This is a genomic window from Prauserella salsuginis, assembly GCF_024648885.1.
Taxonomy (GTDB): domain Bacteria; phylum Actinomycetota; class Actinomycetes; order Mycobacteriales; family Pseudonocardiaceae; genus Prauserella; species Prauserella salsuginis.
In genome coordinates, this window is sequence record NZ_JANBBF010000015.1 from 158208 (window position 1) to 179941 (window position 21734).

Below are 21734 nucleotides of genomic sequence, written 5' to 3' on the forward strand. Positions count from 1 at the left end.
CTGCCCTGTGAGTCCTACCCGTGGCGTCCCTGCCGCGTGGTGACGCTGCCGCGTGGTCGCGGTTCGTGGCGTCCCTGTCCCGTGATCGCTGCCGCGTGATGCGATCGCTGATCCTGCACCATGATCAAGGGAAGATCCGCCGCGTTGTGATGCCCTCACAGGTGCCCTTGGGCACCACAACGCGGCACCACGCACAACATTCGTGCCCGAGTGCAGAACACGCGCCCCTGGATGCAGAACACGCGTGTCTGAGTGCAGGACACGCGTGCCCGAGCGCAGGACACGCGGCCGGTCACCAGGGGCGGTCGGCCGGGGTCAGTCGGCCAGTTTGGCGCGCAGGGCGGCGTCCTTGTCGTGGACGAGCTGTTCGAGGTCGGCCTGGAACGCCGTCATCCGCTGCTGCAACTCGGGATCACTCGCGGCGAGCATGCGGACGGCGAGCAGGCCCGCGTTGCGGGCGCCGCCGACCGACACGGTCGCCACCGGAACACCAGCGGGCATCTGCACGATCGACAGCAGCGAGTCGAGCCCGTCGAGGTGTTTGAGCGGCACGGGAACGCCGATCACCGGCAACGGCGTCGCCGACGCGACCATGCCGGGCAGGTGCGCCGCGCCGCCGGCTCCCGCGATGATCACCTTCAGTCCGCGCCCCGCGGCCTCGCGGGCGTAGTCGAGCATCCGCTGCGGCGTCCGGTGCGCCGAGTAGACGCCGACCTCGTAGCCGACGTCGAACTCGTCGAGCGCCTGGCCCGCCGCTTCCAGCGTCGGCCAGTCCGAATCGCTGCCCATGATCACGCCGACGTCCGGTGTGCTCACGTCCTGCCTCCCGCAAGGTTCGTCGTGGCGGTTGAGTCCGGCCGGGGGCCGGGTGCCCGGTGGATCCGGTGCCTCAGTGGATGCTGCCGTCGCAGTCGATCCGGTACGTCAGTGGATGCTGTAGCCGTCCGGCCATTCGGCGGCCGACAGCCAGTGCGCCGCCACCCGCGCCTTCGCCCGCGTCGACTCGTCGATCGGGCCGCCCACGTTGACGTGTCCCAGCTTGCGCCCCGGACGTTCGCTCTTGCCGTACAGGTGCACCTTGACGTCGGGATAGCGCGCGTACAGGTGGTGCAGGCGTTCGTCCACGCTCATCGTCGGCGTCTCGGGAGCGCCGAGGACGTTGGCCATGACGGTCGGCGACAGCAGGTCGGTCGTGCCGAGGGGGTAGTCGAGGACGGCGCGCATGTGTTGTTCGAACTGGGACGTGCGGCTGCCGTCCATCGTCCAGTGCCCGGAGTTGTGCGGGCGCATCGCCAGCTCGTTGATGACCAGCCCGCCCTCGTGGGTCTCGAACAGTTCGACGGCCATGACCCCGGCGACGTCGAGCTGTTCGGCGATGCGCAGGGCCAGGCCCTGTGCCCGCTGCGTGCCGGCTTCGGACAGTCCCGGTGCGGGCGCGAGGACCTCGGTGTTGATGCCGTCGGACTGCACGGTCTCCACGACCGGCCACGCGGCGCCCTGCCCGAACGGTGACCGCGCCACCAGTGCCGACAGTTCGCGGGCCATGGGGACGCGCTCCTCGATCAGCAGCGACATGCCCGCGTCGAGGAGTTCGGGGATCTGCGCGCGCGCCTCGTCGGCGGAGTCGAGCTGCCACACGCCCTTGCCGTCGTAGCCGCCCGTCGCGGCCTTGAGGATCGCGGGCCAGCCGTGGTCGTCGCCGAACTTCACGGCGTCGGAGACCTGTTTGACCTCGACGAACGCGGGGTTCGGCAGGCCGAGCGAGGCCATCCGCTCGCGCATGAGGAGCTTGTTCTGGGCATGCGCCAGCGCTCCGGGCCCGGGGCGGACGACGACGCCCTCGTCGGCGAGGGCCCGCAGGTGCTCGCCGGGCACGTGCTCGTGGTCGAACGTCAGCACGTCCACGCCGCGCGCGAAGGTGCGCAGCGCGTCGAGGTCGGTGTGGTGGCCGTGGGTGACGTCGGCGGCGACGAGGCCGGCGGATTCGCCCTCGCCGACGGCCAACACTCGCAGCGACTGGCCGAGTGCGATCGCGGCCTGATGCGTCATCCTGGCGAGCTGGCCGCCGCCGACCATGCCGACGATGGGAAGTCCGGTACGCGTATCCATAGCGCGCTCAGCCTAAGCGGACCCGTTCCGGCCGCATCACGAACCGCCCCCGAGTGTCACCGCCGCCACTGACGGATACCGCGTGACGAAACCGCGATCCAGTGTCACGAGAGGGCACCCGAGGGCCTGGGCGAACGCTGCCAGATAGTCGTCGGTCCACAGTTTGTGACTTCGGTCCTCACGGGCGGAGATCACGCGCCAGACCTGCTCAAGGTGAGCCGGCTCGGCAGTCCAGACCACACGTTCGTCCGAGCGAAGCTCATCGAGAACCCGCCACGCTTCTGCGCGACTCAACGCGGCCTCTCCCATAACCGGCTGGTTCGACAACAAGCGGAGCAACCCCATCTGCGTCACTCGGCACAACCTGAGTTCGCCGTCCTGTTCATCGAACCACGAGGACACCTCGGCATAGTGCTTGTGCTCTTCCCACACCGACGCGAACCAGACGTTGACATCCAGCAGCATCTACTGTGCCCGGTACTTCTCGGCATCTTCGGCCGCGAAGATCGCTTCGATGTCGTCGTTCGTGATGTCGACTTTGCGCGACTTCGTTGCCGGGACCAGCGGGAGTTTCACCCGTTTACGCGACCGACCGCTCTCCGCTGTACCCAACTCATGGCTTACTGCCCGAGTCAAGAACTCTTTCACAGTCTCCCCGCGGGCCGCGGCTTCGGATTTCATCGCCCGCATGAGCTCCGGAGGCAACTCCACCGTCGTGCGCATAAAAGCATATTAACACATTCCGCTCTCGCGCTTGACCTCGATCGCGGTCGAGGTCGAGGTCGCAGCATCCACTCGCATGCCGAACTTCGACATTCACTCGTTCCTCGACGAACCGGGGCGGCCCGCGGCCGTCTCGACGGTCACCGAACGAGGGCGCCCCGCGCTCGCGACGATGTGGTTCCTGTTCGCCGACGGTTGCCTGTGGTTCCACAGCCCCGTCGACAAGCCGGCACCGTTCCTCGCCGCGGCTGCCGCAGGTCGCGAGGTGTCCGTACTCATCGCCACGTTCTCGCCGCCGCACGACGTACGACAGTTCCGAGCGACCGGTCCCGCCGCTCTCGCATCCCGCGACCTCACCCGGGTCCACCGGATCTACGAGCGTTACGTACCCGCGTGGTCGGCATTCTGGCGGGAGCACGCGACGTCGGACCGCCTCCGTCTGTGGTCGATGCTTCCCGAACGCGGGATGGCCGTGGCGTATCCCGGCCTCGCCGAGGCTCCGGTCTACCGCTGGTCGGAACCGACCTGGCTGGACTCTGCGGAGTCGGCCGCCGGCGGCTGAGCGTCGTCGCGCGCCGTCACCACAGTCCTGCCGCGCAATACGGCGATCAGCGTGTCTCGGTCGTGCAACGCCCCGCGCAGGGGCTCGCGGTTGCGCCACAGCCAGCGGCCGGCGAGCACGGCGACGAGCACGATCGGCACCATCAGGTAGGCGCTGCCGAGGATGTACTGCCAGAACGCCCAGTGCAGCTCCAGGTTGCGGCCGTTCGGCAGCACCAGCAGCACACAGCTGACGAACACGACGAACACCGCGCCCGCCGCGATCCACCGCTTCCGCGTCTTCACCGGATCGGCGTGCGGCAGCTTCGACACGAGCACCATGATCAGCGGCACGGCCCACACCCAGTGGTGCGACCACGACACCGGCGAGAGCAACAGCGCGTAGAACGCCGTCACCAGCAGCGCTTCGAGCGGTCGGCCACTGCGGTGGAACCGCAGCATCAGCCAGACCGCCAGCGGCGCCAGTGCCAACCCGACGACGATCGCCGCGTTCGACGCCCACGGAGCCAGATCGGTCATGCGGTTGAACAGGCCGTTGAGCGACTGGTTCCCGGCCCAGTGCATCGGCCCGATGCGGCCCGCGTTGAACACGGTGTGCGTCCAGAACCGCCACGCGTCCGACGGGATCAGCGCGAACAGCAGCGCCTGCAGGGCGAAGAACGTGGCCATCGCGCGCAGTGCGTCCATCCGGCGCCCGGTGAACAGCAGGTGCGGGATGAAGATCAGCGGGGTCAGCTTCACCGCGGCCGCGACGCCCACCATGATGCCGCCCCACCGGCTGCCGCGGGCGCTGATCACCAGCACGTCCAGCACGATCAACGCCATCAGGATGAGGTTGATCTGGCCGAGGAAGATCGTCCGCCACACGGGCTCGAGCGCGAAGAACAGGACGGCCGACAACAGCGTGACGCGCGCGGGCGAGGCCCACACGGGCAGCTCACCCTTCGGGCGCGGCAGCGCACCGAGCGCCACCCGGATGACGACCGTCATCGCCAGCAGCGACACCGCCGACAGCACGCCCCATGCCACCTGCACCGGGAACACGGCCAGCGGCACGAACAGCAGCGCAGCGGTCGGCGGGTAGGTGAACGGCAGCAGCGCCCAGAACGGTTCCGGCGCCAGGGTGTTGCTCTCGTAGAGCGGATCGCCCTGCAGCAGCGTGACAGCACCGGCGCGGTAGACCGCGGAGTCGACGCCGAGCTGCAGGTCCAGCAGCCAGCCCACGACGCCTGCCACGATCATCAGCGCCGGCAGTGCCAGCACCAGCGCCAGCGACCTCGGCCGCGCGAGCAGGCGTTCGGCCGAGGCACGCAGCTGCAACGCCGCCGCCCCGGCGGGCTCCGGACGGGAGCCTGCCGGCGTCTCGGCCTCGCGCAGGTCTGGGGTGCTCACTCTTTCTAGGAAACCATGACCGGGTGTGAGTTCGGCGTCGGCCACTCCCCTGCCGCGCCGCACGGCGGCGCCACTAACGCGCCGCGAGCGACTCGAGCAGCACGCACGCGTCGTCGTGGGTGGCGGGCAGCCGCACGACGTTCACCCGCGCCGATCCGGACTCGACCAGCTGCGGGTCGACGGCGAACCGCTCGGTGAGCTCACGTCGCAGCCGCACCGCGCGGTGGGCCACGTCGTCGGATCGCGCGACGACGGCCACCACCGTCGAGGCGCCGAGGACGGCGTGACTCTCACCGCCGTCGAACACCTGCCGCAGCACGTCGGCGGCCAGGATCATGCCCGCGGGCCGCAGGTAGACGGCAGTGTCGTCGAAGCCGAGCGAGATCACCACCAGCACCTGCCGGCCGGCCACGCTCACGCCGTCCCGCGCCGCCTGCCGGTACAGCTCGGACAGCCGGGTCCGCAGGTATGCCTGGGTCGGCAGTCCCGTGAGCGAATCGTGCACCTCGGTCGCCCCGACGTGGTTGAGCGCGACCTCGGCCCACGCCACGGCGGTGATCCGCAGCAGCCGCGTGGGCAGCGCGTCGGCGTCGGCGGCCTCGGCGATGGCGTCGAGCGCATCGGCATGGCTCGCCTCACCGGCCGGAACCTGCAGCACAGCGTGCAGCGCGGCCAGATCGCCGAGGGTCTCCTCGAGTCCCGTGCCCGCGGCCGCGCGGGCGTGTGCCAACGCCACGAGCGCCGCACCCGCACCGTCGAGGCCACCGGAGCGCACCACGGCCGAGCACACGAGGTCGACCTCCGCGACGTCCCAGTCGTCGGGGAACCGCCAGCCGCAGGCCAGGCTCGCCGTCCGCCACCGCCGCCGGAGCACCGCGCGGGGGTCCCGCACGGCCTGCGCCTCCCGCACGGCGTGCGGCTGCCGGCCCGGGGGCGATCCGCCGCCCTGTTCGTCCGACAGAGCGAACGGCACACCTTCCATGTCGCCAGCACTCACGTCCACTCGCGCCTCCTTGTCGGCTCGTCGGAGGTGAGACGTGCGGAGCCGCCCTGCATGACGGTGACGGACACGAAAAGTTGCGGTGCGAGTGAACCGGGTGAAGTGGCGACCCTCGGCGTGACGCTTCCCCGAATGTCCGTCACACTTTGCTCCGCAGTGCGTCCCCCATCCGGGACGACCTGAGAGGAGAGCCGTGAGCACCGCACCCACCGACCCGCAGGGCATGAGCGACGCCGAACTCATCGCCTCGGTACGCGCGGGCCAGCTCGAGTGCTACGGGACGCTGTACGAACGTCACGTATCCGCTGCGTACAACCTTGCGCGGCAACTCGCGCGCACGTCGATGGAAGCCGACGACCTCGTCTCGGACGCCTTCTCGAAGGTCCTCGACACACTCCGCGGCGGGAAGGGCCCCGACAGCGCGTTCCGGGCGTACCTGCTGACGGCCGTGCGCCACGGCGCCTACGACAAGACGCGGCGCGACAAGAAGCTCGACCTCGCCGAGGACATGACCACCGTCACGACGGTCGGCGGCGCCGGCGCCGAGGCACTGACCGTGGAGTTCTCCGATACGGCACTCGAGGGGCTGGAGCGCACGCTCGCCGCGAAGGCGTTCGCGAAGCTGCCGGAACGCTGGCAGGCCGTGCTGTGGCACACCGAGATCGAAGGCGCCACGCCTGCCGAGGTGGCACCACTGCTGGGGCTGACGGCCAACAGCGTGTCCGCACTGGCCTACCGCGCCAGGGAAGGTCTGCGCCAGGCGTATCTGCAGGTGCATCTCGCCGAGGTCAGCGCGAGCACGTGCCACGCGACGGCCGACAAGCTGGGCGCCTGGACCCGCGACGGACTGTCGAAACGGGAACGCGCGCAGGTCGAGGCGCACCTCGACGACTGCTCCGACTGCCAGGCGCTCGCCGCCGAGCTGGCCGACGTCAACGGTGCGTTGCGGGCCGTCATCGCTCCGCTCGTCCTCGGCGGCGGAGTACTGGGCTACCTCGCGGTCGCGGGCGGGGGCAAGGCCGCGGCGGCGACCGCGATCGGTGCCGGCACCGCGGCCGGTTCCGCAGGTGCCGCCGCCGGTGCCGGCGGTTCCGGAGGCGCCGCGGGAGCCGCGGCGGGCGCGCCCCGGGAGTTCGTCGGCGTGGCGGGCTCCGGTGTCGCGATGGCCGCGGCCGTCGCACTGGCGCTCACCGCCGGTGGCGGCGGACAGCAGATCCCGACGGCCGCCGAGCAGCCGCAGCAGCAGCCACCGGCCGCGCAGGCGCCGAACGAACCCGCCGACCCGCCTCCCGGGCAATCGGCGCCGGACAACCCGCCTGCGCAGAACGAACCGGCACCACAACAGCCGCCGCCCGCACCGGACGTGACGCAGCCCGAATCGCCGGAACCGGCCTCGGTCGGAGCTACCGTGGCCCAGGACGACGTCGAGCTCGTCGCCGGCGGCGGCCCCGCCGACCTGCCGATCACCGTGCGCAACAACGGCGGCACGCTGTCCGACCCCATCGACGTGACGCTGAACCTGCCACGCGGCGTGAGCGCCCTCGGCGGCGGTGGCGGCGGAACGACCGCAGGAGCGGCCGGCGCCCCGCGCAGCACCGACCAGTCGAGCCCTGCCACGGCGCCGCAGGGTGGCGGCGCGTCACCGTCCGGCGGGGCGCTCCGCCAGGCCGGTGGCGGCGAGCGCATCACCTGCCCCGGCGGCTCGGGCACCGTCACGTGCTCCACGGGCCGGGGACTGCGGCCCGGCGAGTCCATGACGCTCGTGTTCCGGCTGCAGGCGTCCGCCGACGCCGAGTCCGGGCAGGTCACAGGCCACCTGAGCGGCGGAGGGGCCGTCAACGTGTCGCTCCAGGTGCCGGTCAGGGTCGAGCCGAAGCCCACCCCGCCCCCGCCGCCCGCCGAGGACGGCGTCCGGGTTCAGGCGAACGGTTTCGGCACGACCGCGTCCGTCGAGATCCGTAACACCGGCGACACCACCGACAACGTCACGCTCACGTCCGACCGGCCCGCGGCGGGTGTGGGCCGCGGCATGGACTGCACCGACCGCTGGGCCGAACCGCTGTCGTGCACCTCGACCGACGCGCTCAAACCCGGCGAGGACAGGACCGTGTACGTCACCGTGTACGACCGCAGTGGCCCCGGCAACGGCAACGGCCAGGGCAACGGCAACGGCAACGGCAACGGTGGCGGCGAGGGCAACGGCTTCGGCCGGGGCAACGGCGACGACGTCACGTTCACCGCGACCCTCGGGGACGCGGCAGACAGCGCGACCGTGTCGTTCCCGGACTGCTGGCCGCCGTCGTTCCTGTGTCTCGGCGGCGCGTCCACCGAGGCGCCCGGCGGATCCGGATCCGCGGAGGCGACGACGCCCCCGCCCGCCTCGGGCTCGGCGTCGGTGACCGAGCCACCGACCGGCTCCGGTTCGGCGACCGCACCTCCGGGGTCGCGGCCGAGTGGTTCGGCGACCGCCACGCACCCCACGTCGGACCCGGCATCGGGGTCGGCGACCGCCACAACGGAGCCCGAGTCCACGGATCTGCCAGCCCCACCGTCCGACCCGTGGCCCGGGCCGCCGGGGCACGGGAACGGCAGGGACCACGGCGACAAGCACGACGACGACAAGGACCGCGACAAGGGCGCGCGGCACCGCGATCCGCAGTGATCAGCCGCGCCGATCAGCCGCGCCGATCAGCACGGATCAGCCGCACCGCGTCGCCCCTGCCCGGAACGTGACGCCCGTCTCGGGACCCACGCATCGCGGATGTGCCGCGGCCCACGTGTACGTCGCGGGTGCGGTGCACCGAACTTGCGCTGAGCTGCACTCTCGACGGCGCGTGGGCGGTCCTGTGGTGTAGACGTCCGACGAGTGGCGTTCCACCGTTCGGCGGACTCACCCGACGCGGATGGCTACACTGCGATGTGTGTCCGTCGTCGAAACCGTGCTGGAGCGCGTACCCGGGCCGCTGCGCTCGCTGCTGCTGAAACACCGCGAACTGCTCAAGTTCGCTGTCGTCGGCGGCACGACCTTCCTGGTCGACAACGGCGTCTGGTACCTGCTGAAGTTCACGGTCCTGATGGACAAGCCGACGACGGCGAAGGCCATCGCGATCCTGGTGGCGACGATCGTGTCGTACGTGCTGAACCGCGAATGGTCGTTCCGCACCCGCGGCGGCCGGGAGACCGGCCACGAGGCGACGCTGTTCTTCGTGATCAGCGGCGTCGCGGTCGCCGTGAACCTGGTGCCGCTGCTCATCTCACGCTACGTACTCCACCTGCAGCGACCGGAAGTGTCACTGTTCGTGCAGGAGACGGCGGACTTCATCAGCGGCTCGGTGATCGGCATGCTGCTCGCGATGGTGTTCCGCTTCTGGGGATTCCGGAAGTGGGTCTTCCCCGACGAGCTCGGCGGAATCCGGCGCGAAACCCTCGCCCGCCGCTGACGCCCACCCGTCACCCTCCGCCAAGCCCAGGGAGGCAGGCACGACCGGCCGGCGCCACCCGACCAGGCAGTCGAACCTCCCGAAACGGAACCCGCTACCTAGGCACTCGCCCACCCGTCGCCCGCCACCACCCAACACAGCGGTGCACCTGCCACCCAGTCAACATCACACGGCCCGGCGATCAACCTTCCCGAAACAGGCTCTCTATCTAGGCACTCGTTCCGTGGGCCACTCGACGGCGGGGACGTCGCCCGCGGTCGGCACGCGGAGGAACAGGCTGAACGTCGCGGGCGCCCTGGTCGACAACTCCAGCCTGCCGCCGTCGGCCTCGGCCAGCGCCCGCGCGAGCGCGAGCCCCACACCCGTCGATCCGGCTCCTGAGAACCCGCGGTCGAACACGTGCGGAGCCAGTTCGTCCGGCACCCCCGGTCCCGCGTCGCTGACCTCCACGACGACGGTGCCGTCGGTGTCGCCGCGCCGAGCCGCCAGCGTGACCGTGCCCGCGCCGTGCCGCATCGCGTTGTCCAGCAGCACGCTGATGATCTCGCGCAGGCGTGCGGGCGTGACGCGCACCATGAGGCCGTCGGCGATCCGCAGCCGGAGCGTCCGTCCCTCGGCTTTGAGTACGTCCCGCCACTCGTCGCTGACCTCGGGCAGCATCGTCGTCAGCGACACCGGTTCGGTGCCGACCTCGCTGGCGGCGCGGGCAGCGGCGAGCAGTTCGTCGAGTGCCCCGGCGAGCCGGTCGGACTGCTCCAGCGCCGCGTGCGCCTCCTCGGTGACCTCGGGGTCCTGGTGCAGTCCCAGCGCCTCCAGTCGCAGCTGCAGCGCCGTGAGCCTGCTGCGTAGCTGGTGCGACACGTCGCCGACGAGCTGCCGCTCGCGCTGCACCAACTGCGCGAGCGCGGTGCCCGACGAGTCGAGCGCGTCGGCCACCATATCCAGCTCGGCGACCGCGTACCGCCTGTTGTCGGGGCGGAAGTCGCCGGCGCCGAGCCGGGCCGCGCGGTCGGCGACGTGCCGCAGCGGCCGTGCCAGCCGGTTCGCCGTGACGGTGGCGACGAACGTGCCGATGCCGACCGACAGTACGACGACGAACACCACGGCCACGGCGACCTGGGTCTGCTGCGTCCGCATCTCGCCGGCGGGTTGCGTCATCACGATGTGCCCGCCCGCTATCGGCTGCTGCTCGCTGATCACGTCGTCGCCCGTCGACGGTCCCGCCTCCATGATCGCCGCCGAGTCGTGGTGAACGACCAGGTGCGCGTCCCGCGGCATCGCGGAGCGGATGTGCCGCAGGTTGAGGTTGTGCCGGTTGGCGAGCTGGTTGTCGAGGGCAGCGGCGATCCGCTGCGCGCTGTTGGTCAGTTCCTCCCGGTGGAAGTTCTCCACCAGCAGCACGCCCGTCACCCCGAGCGGTGCGCCCAGCGCCACCCCGGTGACCAGCACGGCCAACAGGATCGCCAGGAGTATTCGCCGCCGCATACGCCGCCTATGCCCTCGCCCTGCCTATACCGTCGCCCACCGTGCCGGTGGCTGCCTGTACCGGTGCCCAGCGGTTCCGCCCCGCGGTTCCGCCCCGCAGTGCGCCGGGTCGCGGCCGGGAGCGGCCGGAGTCCGCGCCTGCCGGTGGCACCGCACCACGCGGGCGTTGCCGGGAGGCGCCGCCGTCGCCCGGCTCGCCGTCATTCGACGTTGAACCGGAATCCGACGCCGCGCACCGTCGCGATGTGCTCCTCGTTCGACTTCCGCGGATCCCGGCCCGCCGCCACCGCGAGTTTCCTGCGCAACCACGACATGTGCATGTCGAGCGTCTTCGACGTCTTGAGCGCCTCGGTGTCCAGGTCGTTCCACACCTCGGCGAGGATCTCCTCGCGGCTCACGACCTGACCGGCCCTGCTCATCAGCACCCGCAGCAGCTCGAACTCCTTGTTCGCGAGCTGCACCTCCTCACCTTCGACGGTCACCAGCCGCGCGGCGACGTCCATGCGCACGCCACTGGCGTCGAGCGCGCCCGGCGACCGCCTGCGCAGCAGCGCGCGGATCCGTGCGAGCAGCTCGGCGAGACGGAACGGCTTCGCGACGTAGTCGTCGGCGCCCGCGTCGAGACCGACGACGAAGTCGACCTCGTCGGTGCGGGCCGTCAGCATCAGCACCGGTGTCTGTGCGCCCGACGCCCGCAGTCTGCGGCACACCTCCAGTCCGTCCATCTCGGGCAGACCGAGATCGAGTACCAGCAGGTCGACACGTTCGGACGCCGTGGCTTCGAGCGCCGCCGAACCGTCCGCGACGGCGACGACCTCGTACCCCTCACGTTCCAGCGCGCGAGACAGCGGCTGCGCGATCGCTGGATCGTCTTCGGCGAGTAGGACCATGCTCACCTGGTCAACCTTACGGCGGGGGCACGTGGAACCATCGTTATGTGTCCCGTTACTCCGACGATGCAGCGTTGGCGGCCGAGCTCGCCGACGCGGCCGATGCGATCACCGTCGAACGCTTCCGCACCCAGAATCTGCAGGTGACGGCCAAGCCCGACCGTACGCCCGTGACCGACGCCGATACCGACGTCGAGGACGCGATCCGTCGCGTCCTCACCGCCAGGCGGCCCGGCGACGGCGTGGCGGGCGAGGAACGCGGCGGGTCGATCGCCGCCCCCGGCCGCGTGTGGGTGCTGGATCCGATCGACGGCACGAAGAACTTCCTCCGCGGTGTACCGATCTGGGCGACCCTGATCGCACTGCTCGACGGCGGTGTCCCGGTCGTCGGCATGATCACCGCTCCGCTGCTGGGCCGCCGCTGGTGGGCGAGCCAGGGCGGCGGCGCGTGGCTGCGGGACTCGGCCGGCGAGCGCAGGCTGGCCGTCTCGCAGGTGCCGCAGCTCGCCGACGCCTACGTGTCCACAACGGACCTGAACAGCTGGTCCGAGCACCGCACCCAGGAGGCCTACCTGTCGCTGACCAGGGCGTGCTGGGAGACCCGCGCGTTCGGCGACTTCTGGCAGCACTGTCTCGTGGCCGAGGGTGCGCTGGAAGTCGCGGCCGAGCCCGTGGTGAACCCGTGGGACGTCGCCGCGGCTCAGGTGCTCGTCACCGAGGCGGGCGGGCGATTCACCGACCTCGACGGTGCGGCCCGGTTCGACCGCGGTTCGGCACTGTCGACCAACGGCCTGGTCCACGACGCCGCGCTGGCCCACCTCCGCCGCCGCTGACCGTCACGCGTGCGCGCATGTCCTGCACCCGCGCACGCGTGTCCTGCACCCGCGCATGTCCTGCACCCGCGCATGTCCTGCACCCGCGCATGTCCTGCACCGGTGCACGCGTGTCCTGCATTCGTGCACGCGTGTCCTGCACCCGCGCACGCGTGTCATGCATTCGTGCACGTACTGGCACGCCACCGCGCGACCACTCCCGCGCGTGTCATGCATTCGTGCGGCCGGGGTCGCATCACGACCGGCCTGAGCGCAGAACACGCGGGACCGAGTGCAGAACACGCGGGTCTGAACGCAGGACACGCGGGTCTGAACGCAGGACACGCGGGTCTGAGTGCAGGACACGCGGGAGGGTTCAGGGCAGCACGCCGACCGCTCCCCTGGCGACCTGCGCCCAGGTCAGCCTGCCGAAGAGGTAGTAGCAGGCGACCTGTTCGTTGGTGAACCTCGCCCAGTCGTAACGGTTGCCCCGCTCGCTCCAGAACACCTCCCACGCGACCCCGCCCGCGTCGTCGACGTCCTCTTCCCGCAACACACACCAGGCGTTGTCGACCTCGGTGCCCAGCGACACCACCTCGGGCGGCACGCCGACGGACTCGAGCCAGCGCATGATCGACTCGGTGTTCACGGCGCGTCCTCCCTCGGGTTCCTGCCTGCACGCTCGGCGGCCGCACCGCCGTGGCCGTCGGTGTCGGTGTCGGGGCTGTCGCGGCCGTCGGTGCCGGCAGCGCTGTCCGAGCTGTCGCTGGCCGGGCTGTCGCTGTCACTGTCGCGGCCGTCGAGTACGGCGCTGACGGTGGCACCACCGTCCGATGTGTCCCGAAAATCCTCGGTGTCCGATGTGGCGGTGACTGTCGCGTCCGGAGCGGCCAGGCCGTCGGCTACCGCCGGGGTATCCCCGTCCGGGACGGCAGGGGTGGAGTCGACGGCTTCGAACGTCGCGTCGGCCAGGTATCCGAGAGTCACGAGTTCGGCGGCGCTGCAGACGGCCCGATACCGCGCGCCGCCACCGGGTTGTCCGAACCAGGGGGCCGACACGCCGCGCCACATCGGCACCTCCCGCAGCACGCGGTAGCGCCGGTAGCCCGCGTCCAGATCGGACGGCGGCTGCGAGCGCTGCTCGAACGGGGTGCCTGCGGCGGCGAACACTCGCCCGTGAGCGGTGCCGAACCGGTCCAGCATCGTGCCGGCCGCGAGCAGTTCCGGCTCTCCCTCGGCGGAGCAGCCTTCGGGGAATTCGTCGGCGGGTGGCCACACGTACGCAGGTACCGCGTCACCGGCCGGAGCGCCGACAGCCCGGTTGTCACCGGCGGAACCGTCGTCGTCCCCGGTCGCTTCACCCTCGGACGTCGCCTCACCCTCAGACGTCGCTTCATCCTCGGACGTCGCTTCATCCTCGGACGTCGCCTCACCCTCGGAGGTCGCGCCGCCGGAGGTCGCGGCGCCGGACGTCGCGTCGTCACCGGCCGGATCGCCGTCGGCAGGGCCGCGACCGTCCCCTGCCGGACCGTCGAACCCCGCCGCAGCCGCGGCCCCGGCATCGCCGTCGGCGACACCACCGGCGTCGGTCTCACCAACAGCGGCGGCCTCACCGGCGGCTGCTTCGGGAGCCAGGAACCGGGCGTCCCATTCGCGCTCGTGCATCCCGCCGAGCGGATCGTAGCCGTCGCGGACACCGGGTGGCGGGCACGGCAGCACGGACACGGGCGGCGGCGCAGGTTGCCGGGCTCCCTGCCGTAGCAGTTCGAGGGCCTGGTCCGGCTCGATGATGTCCGAGTTCGGATGGTCGTGCGGTTCGAACCGTGCCACGGCGGGAACAGCGGGGTCCGGCTCGGGCGCGGGCAGCTGCCGCGCGGGACGGTCGGAGGCGACCGGCAGGTGTCCGATCGGGAACATGTGCACCAGGAACAGCGCGACGACGCTCTCCCGCTCCTGCCGCGGCGAGCCCAACGCCGGAGCCTGCTGTTGCGGTGCCTGCTGTGGCGGCGGTGACGGCGCCTGGTGTGGCGGCGCGGCCGGCTGCGGTGCGTACTGCTGCGGCGCTGCGTACTGCTGCGGCGCGCCCGGCGCGGCAGCGTAGGGCCCGGCGCCCGGCCCCGGTGGTGCGTTCCGCAGCTGCGGCGGCTGACCCGCCGGTGCCTGCGGTGGGTACTGCTGTCCCCCGGGCGGCCTGCCGTACGGGCTCTGTCCCTGTGGCTGCTGTCCCTGCGGCTGCTGCCCCTGATACGGCTGGCCCGGCTGCGGCCTGCCGTACGGATTCTGGCCCTGGCCGTGCTGCTTGTACGGGGCCGCGCCACCCGGCTGGCCCGCCGCGGGTGGCACCGGTCCGCCCGCTGCAGCGCCGCCACCGGCGACCGGACCGGGCACGGGGCCGCCACCCGCCATGGGACCGGCGGCCGGTGGCGGTGCCGGCTGCGGACCGAACCCGCCGGGCTGCCCGCCGATCGACGGTGGAACGGCGCCCGGCTGCGGCGGAGGTGCGCCACCCGCGGGCGGTCCGCTGAAGCCGGACAGGTTCGTGCCGGTCGGCGGCGTCGGCGCGTCGCCACCCGGTGCGGGCGGCCCCCACGCGGAACCGACGGGAATGCCTCCCGGCGGAGTCGGTGCGTCCGGCAGGACGATCGGGCCCGTACCGCGGTCACCACCGGCGAACGGCGGCGCCGGCTGGACGCCGGGACCGTCGGAGTGACCCTGTCCCAGACCGAACGGCGGTGTGCCCGCGTCACCCGGACCACCGGGTCCACCCGGGAACCCCGGACCGCCGGGGAAACCGGGCCCGCCCTGGCCACCGGGTCCGCCGGCGGGGCCCTGACCGGGGTGTTCGCCCGCGTCCGGCCCACCGAGCAGTTCCTCCACGCCGTCCAGCAGGTCACGGCCGGGCTGGGCCGTCCCTGCGCCGCCACCGCCACCGAGTACGCCGCCGGGACCGTTCGGGGAGGCATCGTCGCCCAGCACGTCCGAGGCGTCGGCGAGCGCTCCACCCGATCCGATCCCGGGTGCCTGGCCGAGCACGTCGTCGACCGGCCCCAGCGGACCCTGCTGATGCGACGAGCCGGGTCCGACCGGCAGCCCCTCCCCGACGGGCGGACCGCCCTGGCCGAGCGGCTGCCCCTCGTCCCGGCCGGAGCCGAACAGGCCCGATGCGTCCTCGAACACGGTGTCGCCGGGAGCGGCGGCCGTGTCCGCCACGTCGGGCAGGCCGAGCGCCCCGAGCAGACCGCCACCACCGCCCGAACCGGAACCACCGGCGGCACCGGGGCGGTCGTTGACCACATCGGGTGCCACGCCCGGGCCCGCGCCGTCGACGCCGACCGTGTCGGCGAGCCCGCCGGTGATGGCCCGCATGTTGGCTGCGGTGCCCTGAACGACCGTGTCGATGCCCGCGAGTGCGGCCGGGTGGCCCGCATCGGCGGCCGTACCCGCTGCGTCGCGCGCCACCGCGGCGTCGCGCAGCTTGCGCACGAGTTCGACCTTCGTGCGGCCGACCTGCTCGGCGGCGCGGTCGAGCCGGTCGGCGGCGTCGCCCGCGCCCTGCGCGGCCTGGCTGAGACTGCCGCGTTCGGGGTCGACGAACCCCGACCACGTCCGGCGCGCGGCGTCGCCCGCCTCCCCGCTCATCGCGCCGAGTGCCTGGCCCGCGACCGTGTCCGCATCGCCGGCGAGCCCTTGCAGCTCGCCCGCGGCCTGCCGCCACGACCGCGCCTGCTCACGCATCGCGTCCTCGTCGGCCTGGGGCCACGCGACACCGGTCTCGGCGGCGATGTCGGCGAGTTCCGCGGGCAGTTCGATCCCCATGTCGCGGGCCTACCCTTCGCGCCCGGCGTCGGTGATCGACTGCTGCGCCGCCTCGTCGCCCGCCGTGTAGGCCTCGGCCGCCCGCGACAACGCGCTGCCCATCTCTGTCAGTCCGCCGGACAGTCCGTCGAGGACCCCGGCCGTCTCGTCGGCGGGCGTGCGATGCCGTCCGTCGAACGCCCGCCCGACCTCGTCGTCGCCCCACGGCGACGACGCGACGGCCTCACGCAACGTCCGTGCGATCTCCTCCGCGCGCCGGGTGAGCCCGTCGAACTCCGCCGCGCGCTCACCGAGCCGCTCGGCGTCGGCCTCGAAACCGTGGTGACCGGGACCGCTCATCGTGATCGCTGCCATTCGGAGTCGTCGATCCAGTTGGCGTCTTCGAAGCTCTCGTCGTCGTCGAAGTCGTCCGCGGTCGGGGCGCTGTTCTCCCCGGACGGGGTGATCTCGTCGGCCGTCAGGTCGGCCGTGCCGAGCAGCAGCGCCTGCGGGTCCGTGTCCTGCGGCAGCGCCGGAGCCAGCGCCTCGCTCGCACCGGTGAACGCCTTCGCCGTCGCCGCGCCCGTGAGGCGGACGATCTGGGCGGCGAGCTCGGCGGGCCGGTAACGCTCGTAGGCGGCGTCGGCGATCGTCAGGCCCGTCAGTACGCCGCGCCCACCGACGGTCGCGGTGACGAGGCCGTCGTCGCTGCTGGCGGATTCGCTGATGGCCGTGAGCTGCTGCTGCACGTCCGCCAGCTGTTCCCGGCTCCGCCGGTACTCGGCGAGCAACTGCTCCACCTCGTCGCGATGGTCGGTCACGGCGCTCTCCCGACGTCGTTCAGTGCGGCCGCATGCAGCCCGGCTGGAGTTCGGACGCGGCGGCCCGGCCCGCGGTTCCCGGCGCCCCCGGAAAGGATGCCCGCGCTAGCCGGCGAGGGCGCGCACGACCCGTGACGGGCTCGGCCTGCCCAGTTGCTCGGCCATCCACGTGCTCGTGGCGACCAGCGCGTCGAGATCGGCGCCGTGCTGCACCCCGAGCCCGTCGAGCATCCACACGAGGTCCTCCGTGGCGAGGTTCCCGGTGGCCGACTCAGCATAGGGGCAGCCGCCCAGGCCGCCCGCGGACGAGTCGACCGTGGCCACGCCGCGGCGCAACGCGGCGAGCGTGTTCGACAGCGCCTGCCCGTAGGTGTCGTGGAAGTGGACGGCGAGCGCGTCGACGCCGACGCCCGCTGCGGCGAACGCGTCGACCAGCCGGTCGACCTGTCCTGGCGTGGCGACGCCGATGGTGTCGCCGAGGGACAGCTGCCAGCACCCGGCGTCGAGCAGGCGCTTGCCCGCCGCGACGACCCGGCCAGGGTCGACGACGCCTTCCCACGGGTCGCCGAAGCACATCGACAGGTATCCGCGCACGGCCATGCCCTCGTCGCGGGCACGCGCCACGACCGGTTCGAACATGGCGAACTGGTCGTCGAAGGTGGAGTTGAGGTTCCGCCGGGCGAACGACTCCGTGGCGCTGGCGAACACCGCCGCGTCGGCGATCCCCGCGTCGACGGCACGGTCGAGGCCGCGCGCGTTGGGGACCAGCACCGGGTAGCGCACACCGTCCCTGCGGTCGAGCCGGGAGAGCAGCTCCTCGGCGTCGGCGAGCTGCGGCACCCATTTCGGGTGGACGAAGCTGGTCGCCTCCAGGGTCGTCAGGCCCGCGCCGGCGAGCCGGTCCAGGAACTCGAGCTTGACGTCGACGGGCACCGTGTCCGCCTCGTTCTGCAGGCCGTCACGAGGGCCGACCTCCCAGATCGTCACCCGGGAAGGCAGGTCGTCGTGACGGGTGAGGCGTTCGGGCAGCCCCAGTTCTCGCACACCCACGCGCGTCACCTCTGCTGCGGGCCGGGCTGGGGCGGCTGCCCCGGCTGATACGGCGGCTGGGGCGGCTGCTGCTGGACCGTCGGCGCGTGCCCCGACGGGTCGTAGTCGAAGTCGTCGTACGGGTTCTCGTTGACCTGGCGGTAGATGTAGGTGTGCACCTTCTCGACGCTCGGGATGTCGTCGAAGGTGAGCGGCTCCTCCGACGCCGATTCGATGATCAGCGTGCCGCAGGCGAAGACGCGGTCGAGCAGGCCGTGCTCGAACCGCACGCTGTTGATGCGCGCCATCGGGATGTCGATACCGGTGCGCTTGACGACGCCTTCGCGGGCGATGACGCGGTCGGTGGTCACGATGAAGTGGGTGGTGCGCCACCGCACGAACGGCGCGAAGACCTGCCAGATCAGCAGGATCAGCGCGACGGCGCCGACGGCGATCTGCGTGACGATGTCCCACGGCGCATCGAAACCCGGCGCGACGACGAACGCCAGCCAGATCCCCACGGCCAGCGTGATCACCAGGATCAGCACCGGCCAGATGAGCATCTTGAAGTGCGGATGCTTGTGGACGACGACGCTCTCGCCCTCACTGAGCAGGCTTTGTGGATACGCCACCGCTGGCCACTCCCCGAAACGCGGTCATCATTTCTGCGGGCAACAGTACCGCTCCGTAGCGTGTTTCACCCATCGGTCGGACGGAGATGCACGACATCTCCGGCGAAAACACTCCGCCGTGTGCCACCGGGGAGTTCGACGACCAGTGCGCCGGTGGATTCGACGTCGACGGCGTCGCCGACCACGTTGCCGCCACCGGTGACGATCTTGACCTCCTGGCCGAGCGTGAGACAGCGCTGCCGGTACTCGTCGAGCATGCCGGCGTCGACGAGGTCGCCAGCCGCCTCGCGCCACGCGACCTCCCGTTCGTGCAGCGCCGCGAGCACCATCATCGCCACGTCGGTGCGATCGCTGGTGGCCGCGCCGAGCTCGGCCAACGACACCGGAGGCAGCGCACCCGCGGGCGTGGCCACGTCCGCGCGCACGCGCGTGACGTTGAGGCCGATGCCCAGCACCACGGCCAGCTCGTCCGACGAGGCCGCCTCCGACAGGATCCCCGCGCACTTGCCGGAAGCATCGGCGGCGAGGACGTCGTTGGGCCACTTGAGCGCGACCCGTGCCCCGAGTGCGTCGCCCACGTCGAGCACGGCCAGCCCCGCGATGATCGACAGCGACCCCACGCCCGCGATCGGCACGCCCGTCGGCCGTAGCAGCACGCTGACGTACACCCCGGAACCCGGCGACGCCCATGTCCGGCCCCGCCTGCCGACCCCGGCGGTCTGCTCGGCCGCGACGAGCGCGGTCCGGTCCGGTGCGCCGTCGACCACGGCCTGCCGCAGGTCGGCGTTCGTCGACCCGGTACTGGCGACGACGTCGACCTGCGCGTACGGCCCCACCGGCGCGGCCAGTTCACCGCGCAGGCGGGCTCCATCGATGCGATTCGGCACGCGCGGAACCCTAACTCCGGTGCCCGTGGGCCGGTCACGTCCCATACGGGTCGGCGGCGTCGAGCGCGGCCACGACGTCGTCGTACCGGCCACCCACCCGCGACGCCGCCGGGACGCCGGAGCACGTAACACCCACGTAGGACAGGCACCGGGGACGTAGCCCACGCCACACCAGAGCCCCCGACGCCATGATTAAGCTCGCGTGTCATGAGCAGCGCAACGGAGCCGGTCGGGGACGCGCCTGACGCACCGAACACAGAACCGGACATCCACACCACGGCAGGCAAACTCGCCGACCTGTATCTGCGTTACGACGAGGCCGTGCACGCCGGGTCGGAGCGCGCCGTCGAACGCCAGCACGCCAAGGGCAAGAAGACGGCGCGTGAGCGCGTGGACATGCTGCTCGACCCGGGTTCCTTCGTCGAGCTGGATGCGCTCGCGCGGCACCGCTCCACGAACTTCGGACTCGAGGCCAGCCGCCCGTACGGCGACGGCGTCGTCACCGGCTACGGCACGATCGACGGCCGCGAGGTGTGCGTCTTCAGCCAGGACGTCACGGTGCTCGGCGGCGCGCTCGGCGAGGTCTACGGCGAGAAGATCACCAAGGTCATGGACCTGGCGATGAAGACCGGCCGGCCGATCATCGGCATCAACGAGGGCGGTGGCGCGCGCATCCAGGAGGGTGTCGTCTCGCTGGGCCTGTACGCCGAGATCTTCCGCCGCAACACCCACGCCTCCGGTGTCGTCCCGCAGATCTCGCTGATCATGGGCACCAACGCGGGCGGGCACGTCTACTCCCCCGCGCTGACGGACTTCGTCGTGATGGTCGACGAGACCTCGCACATGTTCATCACGGGCCCCGACGTCATCAAGACGGTCACCGGCGAGGAGGTCACGTTCGAGGACCTCGGGGGCGGGCGCACGCACAACGCGAAGTCCGGCAACGCCCACTACCTGGCCTCCGACGAGGACGACGCGGTCTCCTACGTCAAGGAGCTGCTCAGCTTCCTGCCCTCGAACAACCTGGCCGACCCGCCGGTGTTCGACGCACCGGAACCGACCGGCGGCGCGATCGCCGACGACGTCACCGACGGCGACCGGGAACTCGACACGCTGATCCCGGACTCGCCGAACCAGCCGTACGACATGCACGAGGTCGTGAGCCGGGTGCTGGACGACGGCGAGTTCCTCGAGGTGCAGGAACTGTTCGCACCGAACGTGATCACCGGCTTCGGCCGGGTCGAGGGCCAGGCCGTCGGGATCGTGGCCAACCAGCCGACGCAGTTCGCGGGCTGCCTCGACATCGACGCCTCCGACAAGGCGGCACGGTTCGTGCGCACCTGCGACGCGTTCAACGTGCCGGTGCTGACGTTCGTCGACGTGCCGGGCTTCCTGCCGGGCACCGACCAGGAGTGGAACGGCATCATCCGCCACGGCGCGAAGCTGCTCTACGCCTACGCCGAGGCGACGGTTCCGCTGGTCACGGTGATCACGCGGAAGGCCTACGGCGGTGCGTACGACGTCATGGGCTCCAAGCATCTCGGCGCCGACATCAACATCGCGTGGCCGTCCGCGCAGATCGCCGTCATGGGCGCGCAGGGCGCGGCCAACATCGTGCACCGCAAGCGGCTCGCCGCCGCGGGCGAGAGCGGCGAGGACGTCGAGCAGCTGCGGGCCGAGCTCATCCAGGAGTACGAGGACACGCTGTGCAACCCGTACGTGGCCGCCGAGCGCGGGTACGTCGACGCGGTCATCCCGCCCGCGCACACGCGCGGGCACGTCACGCGCGCGTTGCGGATGCTGCGGGAGAAGCGCGAGAACCTGCCCCCGAAAAAGCACGGGAACATTCCGCTGTGAGCGCCTCCGACGAGACTCCCGAGACGGCGTCGGCAGACGTCGAGACCGACGGTTCCGGCAACGATCGGCCGCTGCTGAGGGTCGTGCGCGGGGAGCCGGACGACGCCGAGCTCGCCGCGCTGACCGCGGTGGTGGCGGGCCTGGCGGCCGGCGACGGCGGCGGGGACGACGGCGCATCGCCGCGGTCCCGGTGGGCTGACCGGGCCGCGCTCGTGCGCGCGCCGCTGACCCCCGGACCGGGGGCGTGGCGCGCGTCGGCGCTGCGCCGCTGACCTCGGCCGGCGGAACCCACGTCGGCGCA

General features: G+C 71.9%; 21 protein-coding genes. 6 read left to right on the forward strand and 15 right to left on the reverse strand.

Annotated features, from left to right (window positions below; genetic code table 11):
- Positions 1-315: 315 nt before the first annotated feature.
- The 4 genes from purE to LY40_RS24865 form a co-directional block, all read right to left on the reverse strand.
- Positions 316-816, reverse strand: a complete 501-nt coding sequence (gene purE / locus LY40_RS24850) for a 5-(carboxyamino)imidazole ribonucleotide mutase (protein WP_183779288.1) — start codon at positions 814-816, stop codon at positions 316-318.
- 108 nt (positions 817-924) lie between these two features.
- The gene (locus LY40_RS24855; RefSeq protein WP_258938320.1) at positions 925-2109 is read right to left on the reverse strand and encodes a 5-(carboxyamino)imidazole ribonucleotide synthase; all 1185 of its coding nucleotides are present in this window, start codon (positions 2107-2109) and stop codon (positions 925-927) included.
- Between the two features lie 36 nt (positions 2110-2145).
- Positions 2146-2574, reverse strand: coding sequence for a TA system VapC family ribonuclease toxin (locus LY40_RS24860; RefSeq protein WP_183779292.1), 429 nt, complete (start codon positions 2572-2574; stop codon positions 2146-2148).
- Positions 2575-2832 carry a hypothetical protein gene (locus LY40_RS24865; RefSeq protein WP_183779293.1) on the reverse strand — a complete coding sequence of 86 codons (258 nt, stop codon included), beginning with the start codon at positions 2830-2832 and terminating at the stop codon, positions 2575-2577.
- A gap of 31 nt (positions 2833-2863) precedes the next feature.
- Between LY40_RS24865 and LY40_RS24870 the strand changes: the two genes are divergently transcribed.
- Positions 2864-3394, forward strand: coding sequence for a pyridoxamine 5'-phosphate oxidase family protein (locus LY40_RS24870; protein ID WP_258938321.1), 531 nt, complete (start codon positions 2864-2866; stop codon positions 3392-3394).
- On the opposite strand, the gene LY40_RS24875 is transcribed toward LY40_RS24870, so the two are convergent.
- Both LY40_RS24875 and LY40_RS24880 read right to left on the reverse strand, forming a co-directional pair.
- Positions 3337-4770: a glycosyltransferase 87 family protein gene (locus tag LY40_RS24875; protein ID WP_372497784.1), complete on the reverse strand. Its 1434-nt coding sequence runs from the start codon at positions 4768-4770 to the stop codon at positions 3337-3339. The genes LY40_RS24870 and LY40_RS24875 overlap by 58 nt on opposite strands.
- Before the next feature lie 88 nt (positions 4771-4858).
- Positions 4859-5788 carry a nucleotidyl cyclase domain-containing protein gene (locus tag LY40_RS24880; protein ID WP_221212640.1) on the reverse strand — a complete coding sequence of 310 codons (930 nt, stop codon included), beginning with the start codon at positions 5786-5788 and terminating at the stop codon, positions 4859-4861.
- 190 nt (positions 5789-5978) lie between these two features.
- On the opposite strand from LY40_RS24880, the gene LY40_RS24885 reads away from it, so the two are divergent.
- Positions 5979-8447, forward strand: a complete 2469-nt coding sequence (locus LY40_RS24885; RefSeq protein ID WP_258938322.1) for a sigma-70 family RNA polymerase sigma factor — start codon at positions 5979-5981, stop codon at positions 8445-8447.
- A 259-nt stretch (positions 8448-8706) separates the two neighbouring features.
- Positions 8707-9225, forward strand: a complete 519-nt coding sequence (locus LY40_RS24890) for a GtrA family protein (RefSeq protein WP_258938323.1) — start codon at positions 8707-8709, stop codon at positions 9223-9225.
- A gap of 204 nt (positions 9226-9429) precedes the next feature.
- On the opposite strand, the gene LY40_RS24895 is transcribed toward LY40_RS24890, so the two are convergent.
- Both LY40_RS24895 and LY40_RS24900 read right to left on the reverse strand, forming a co-directional pair.
- Complete coding sequence (locus LY40_RS24895) at positions 9430-10710, reverse strand: ATP-binding protein (protein ID WP_258938324.1); 1281 nt, start codon at positions 10708-10710, stop codon at positions 9430-9432.
- Between the two features lie 200 nt (positions 10711-10910).
- Positions 10911-11600 carry a response regulator transcription factor gene (locus LY40_RS24900; protein WP_183784944.1) on the reverse strand — a complete coding sequence of 230 codons (690 nt, stop codon included), beginning with the start codon at positions 11598-11600 and terminating at the stop codon, positions 10911-10913.
- A gap of 47 nt (positions 11601-11647) precedes the next feature.
- On the opposite strand from LY40_RS24900, the gene hisN reads away from it, so the two are divergent.
- Positions 11648-12433: a histidinol-phosphatase gene (gene hisN, locus LY40_RS24905; RefSeq protein WP_183779301.1), complete on the forward strand. Its 786-nt coding sequence runs from the start codon at positions 11648-11650 to the stop codon at positions 12431-12433.
- 355 nt (positions 12434-12788) lie between these two features.
- Here the strand turns inward: hisN and LY40_RS24910 are convergent, their stop codons facing one another.
- The 7 genes from LY40_RS24910 to LY40_RS24940 all read right to left on the reverse strand — a co-directional run bounded on the left by LY40_RS24910 (position 12789) and on the right by LY40_RS24940 (position 19621).
- The gene (locus LY40_RS24910) at positions 12789-13061 is read right to left on the reverse strand and encodes a hypothetical protein (protein WP_183779303.1); all 273 of its coding nucleotides are present in this window, start codon (positions 13059-13061) and stop codon (positions 12789-12791) included.
- Positions 13058-16228 (reverse strand): glycohydrolase toxin TNT-related protein, encoded by a 3171-nt coding sequence (locus tag LY40_RS24915; protein WP_258938325.1) that lies wholly within the window; start codon positions 16226-16228, stop codon positions 13058-13060. The genes LY40_RS24910 and LY40_RS24915 overlap by 4 nt, the downstream gene beginning before the upstream one ends.
- A gap of 9 nt (positions 16229-16237) precedes the next feature.
- A complete protein-coding gene (locus tag LY40_RS24920) occupies positions 16238-16582 on the reverse strand; it encodes a hypothetical protein (RefSeq protein ID WP_183779305.1) in 345 nt (114 codons plus the stop codon).
- Positions 16564-17028 carry a YbaB/EbfC family nucleoid-associated protein gene (locus LY40_RS24925; protein WP_183779307.1) on the reverse strand — a complete coding sequence of 155 codons (465 nt, stop codon included), beginning with the start codon at positions 17026-17028 and terminating at the stop codon, positions 16564-16566. Before LY40_RS24925 ends, LY40_RS24920 begins: the two co-directional genes overlap by 19 nt.
- Before the next feature lie 105 nt (positions 17029-17133).
- Positions 17134-18078, reverse strand: a complete 945-nt coding sequence (locus tag LY40_RS24930; protein ID WP_183779309.1) for a hydroxymethylglutaryl-CoA lyase — start codon at positions 18076-18078, stop codon at positions 17134-17136.
- A 5-nt stretch (positions 18079-18083) separates the two neighbouring features.
- Positions 18084-18689 carry a PH domain-containing protein gene (locus tag LY40_RS24935; RefSeq protein WP_183779311.1) on the reverse strand — a complete coding sequence of 202 codons (606 nt, stop codon included), beginning with the start codon at positions 18687-18689 and terminating at the stop codon, positions 18084-18086.
- Between the two features lie 65 nt (positions 18690-18754).
- A complete protein-coding gene (locus LY40_RS24940) occupies positions 18755-19621 on the reverse strand; it encodes a biotin--[acetyl-CoA-carboxylase] ligase (protein WP_372497779.1) in 867 nt (288 codons plus the stop codon).
- Between the two features lie 162 nt (positions 19622-19783).
- Here LY40_RS24940 and LY40_RS24945 point away from each other — a divergent pair, with 162 nt between their 5' ends.
- Both LY40_RS24945 and LY40_RS24950 read left to right on the forward strand, forming a co-directional pair.
- Complete coding sequence (locus LY40_RS24945) at positions 19784-21433, forward strand: acyl-CoA carboxylase subunit beta (protein WP_183779313.1); 1650 nt, start codon at positions 19784-19786, stop codon at positions 21431-21433.
- On the forward strand, positions 21430-21705 hold the full coding sequence (locus LY40_RS24950) for an acyl-CoA carboxylase subunit epsilon (protein ID WP_183779316.1): 276 nt from the start codon (positions 21430-21432) through the stop codon (positions 21703-21705). Before LY40_RS24945 ends, LY40_RS24950 begins: the two co-directional genes overlap by 4 nt.
- Positions 21706-21734 lie beyond the last annotated feature (29 nt).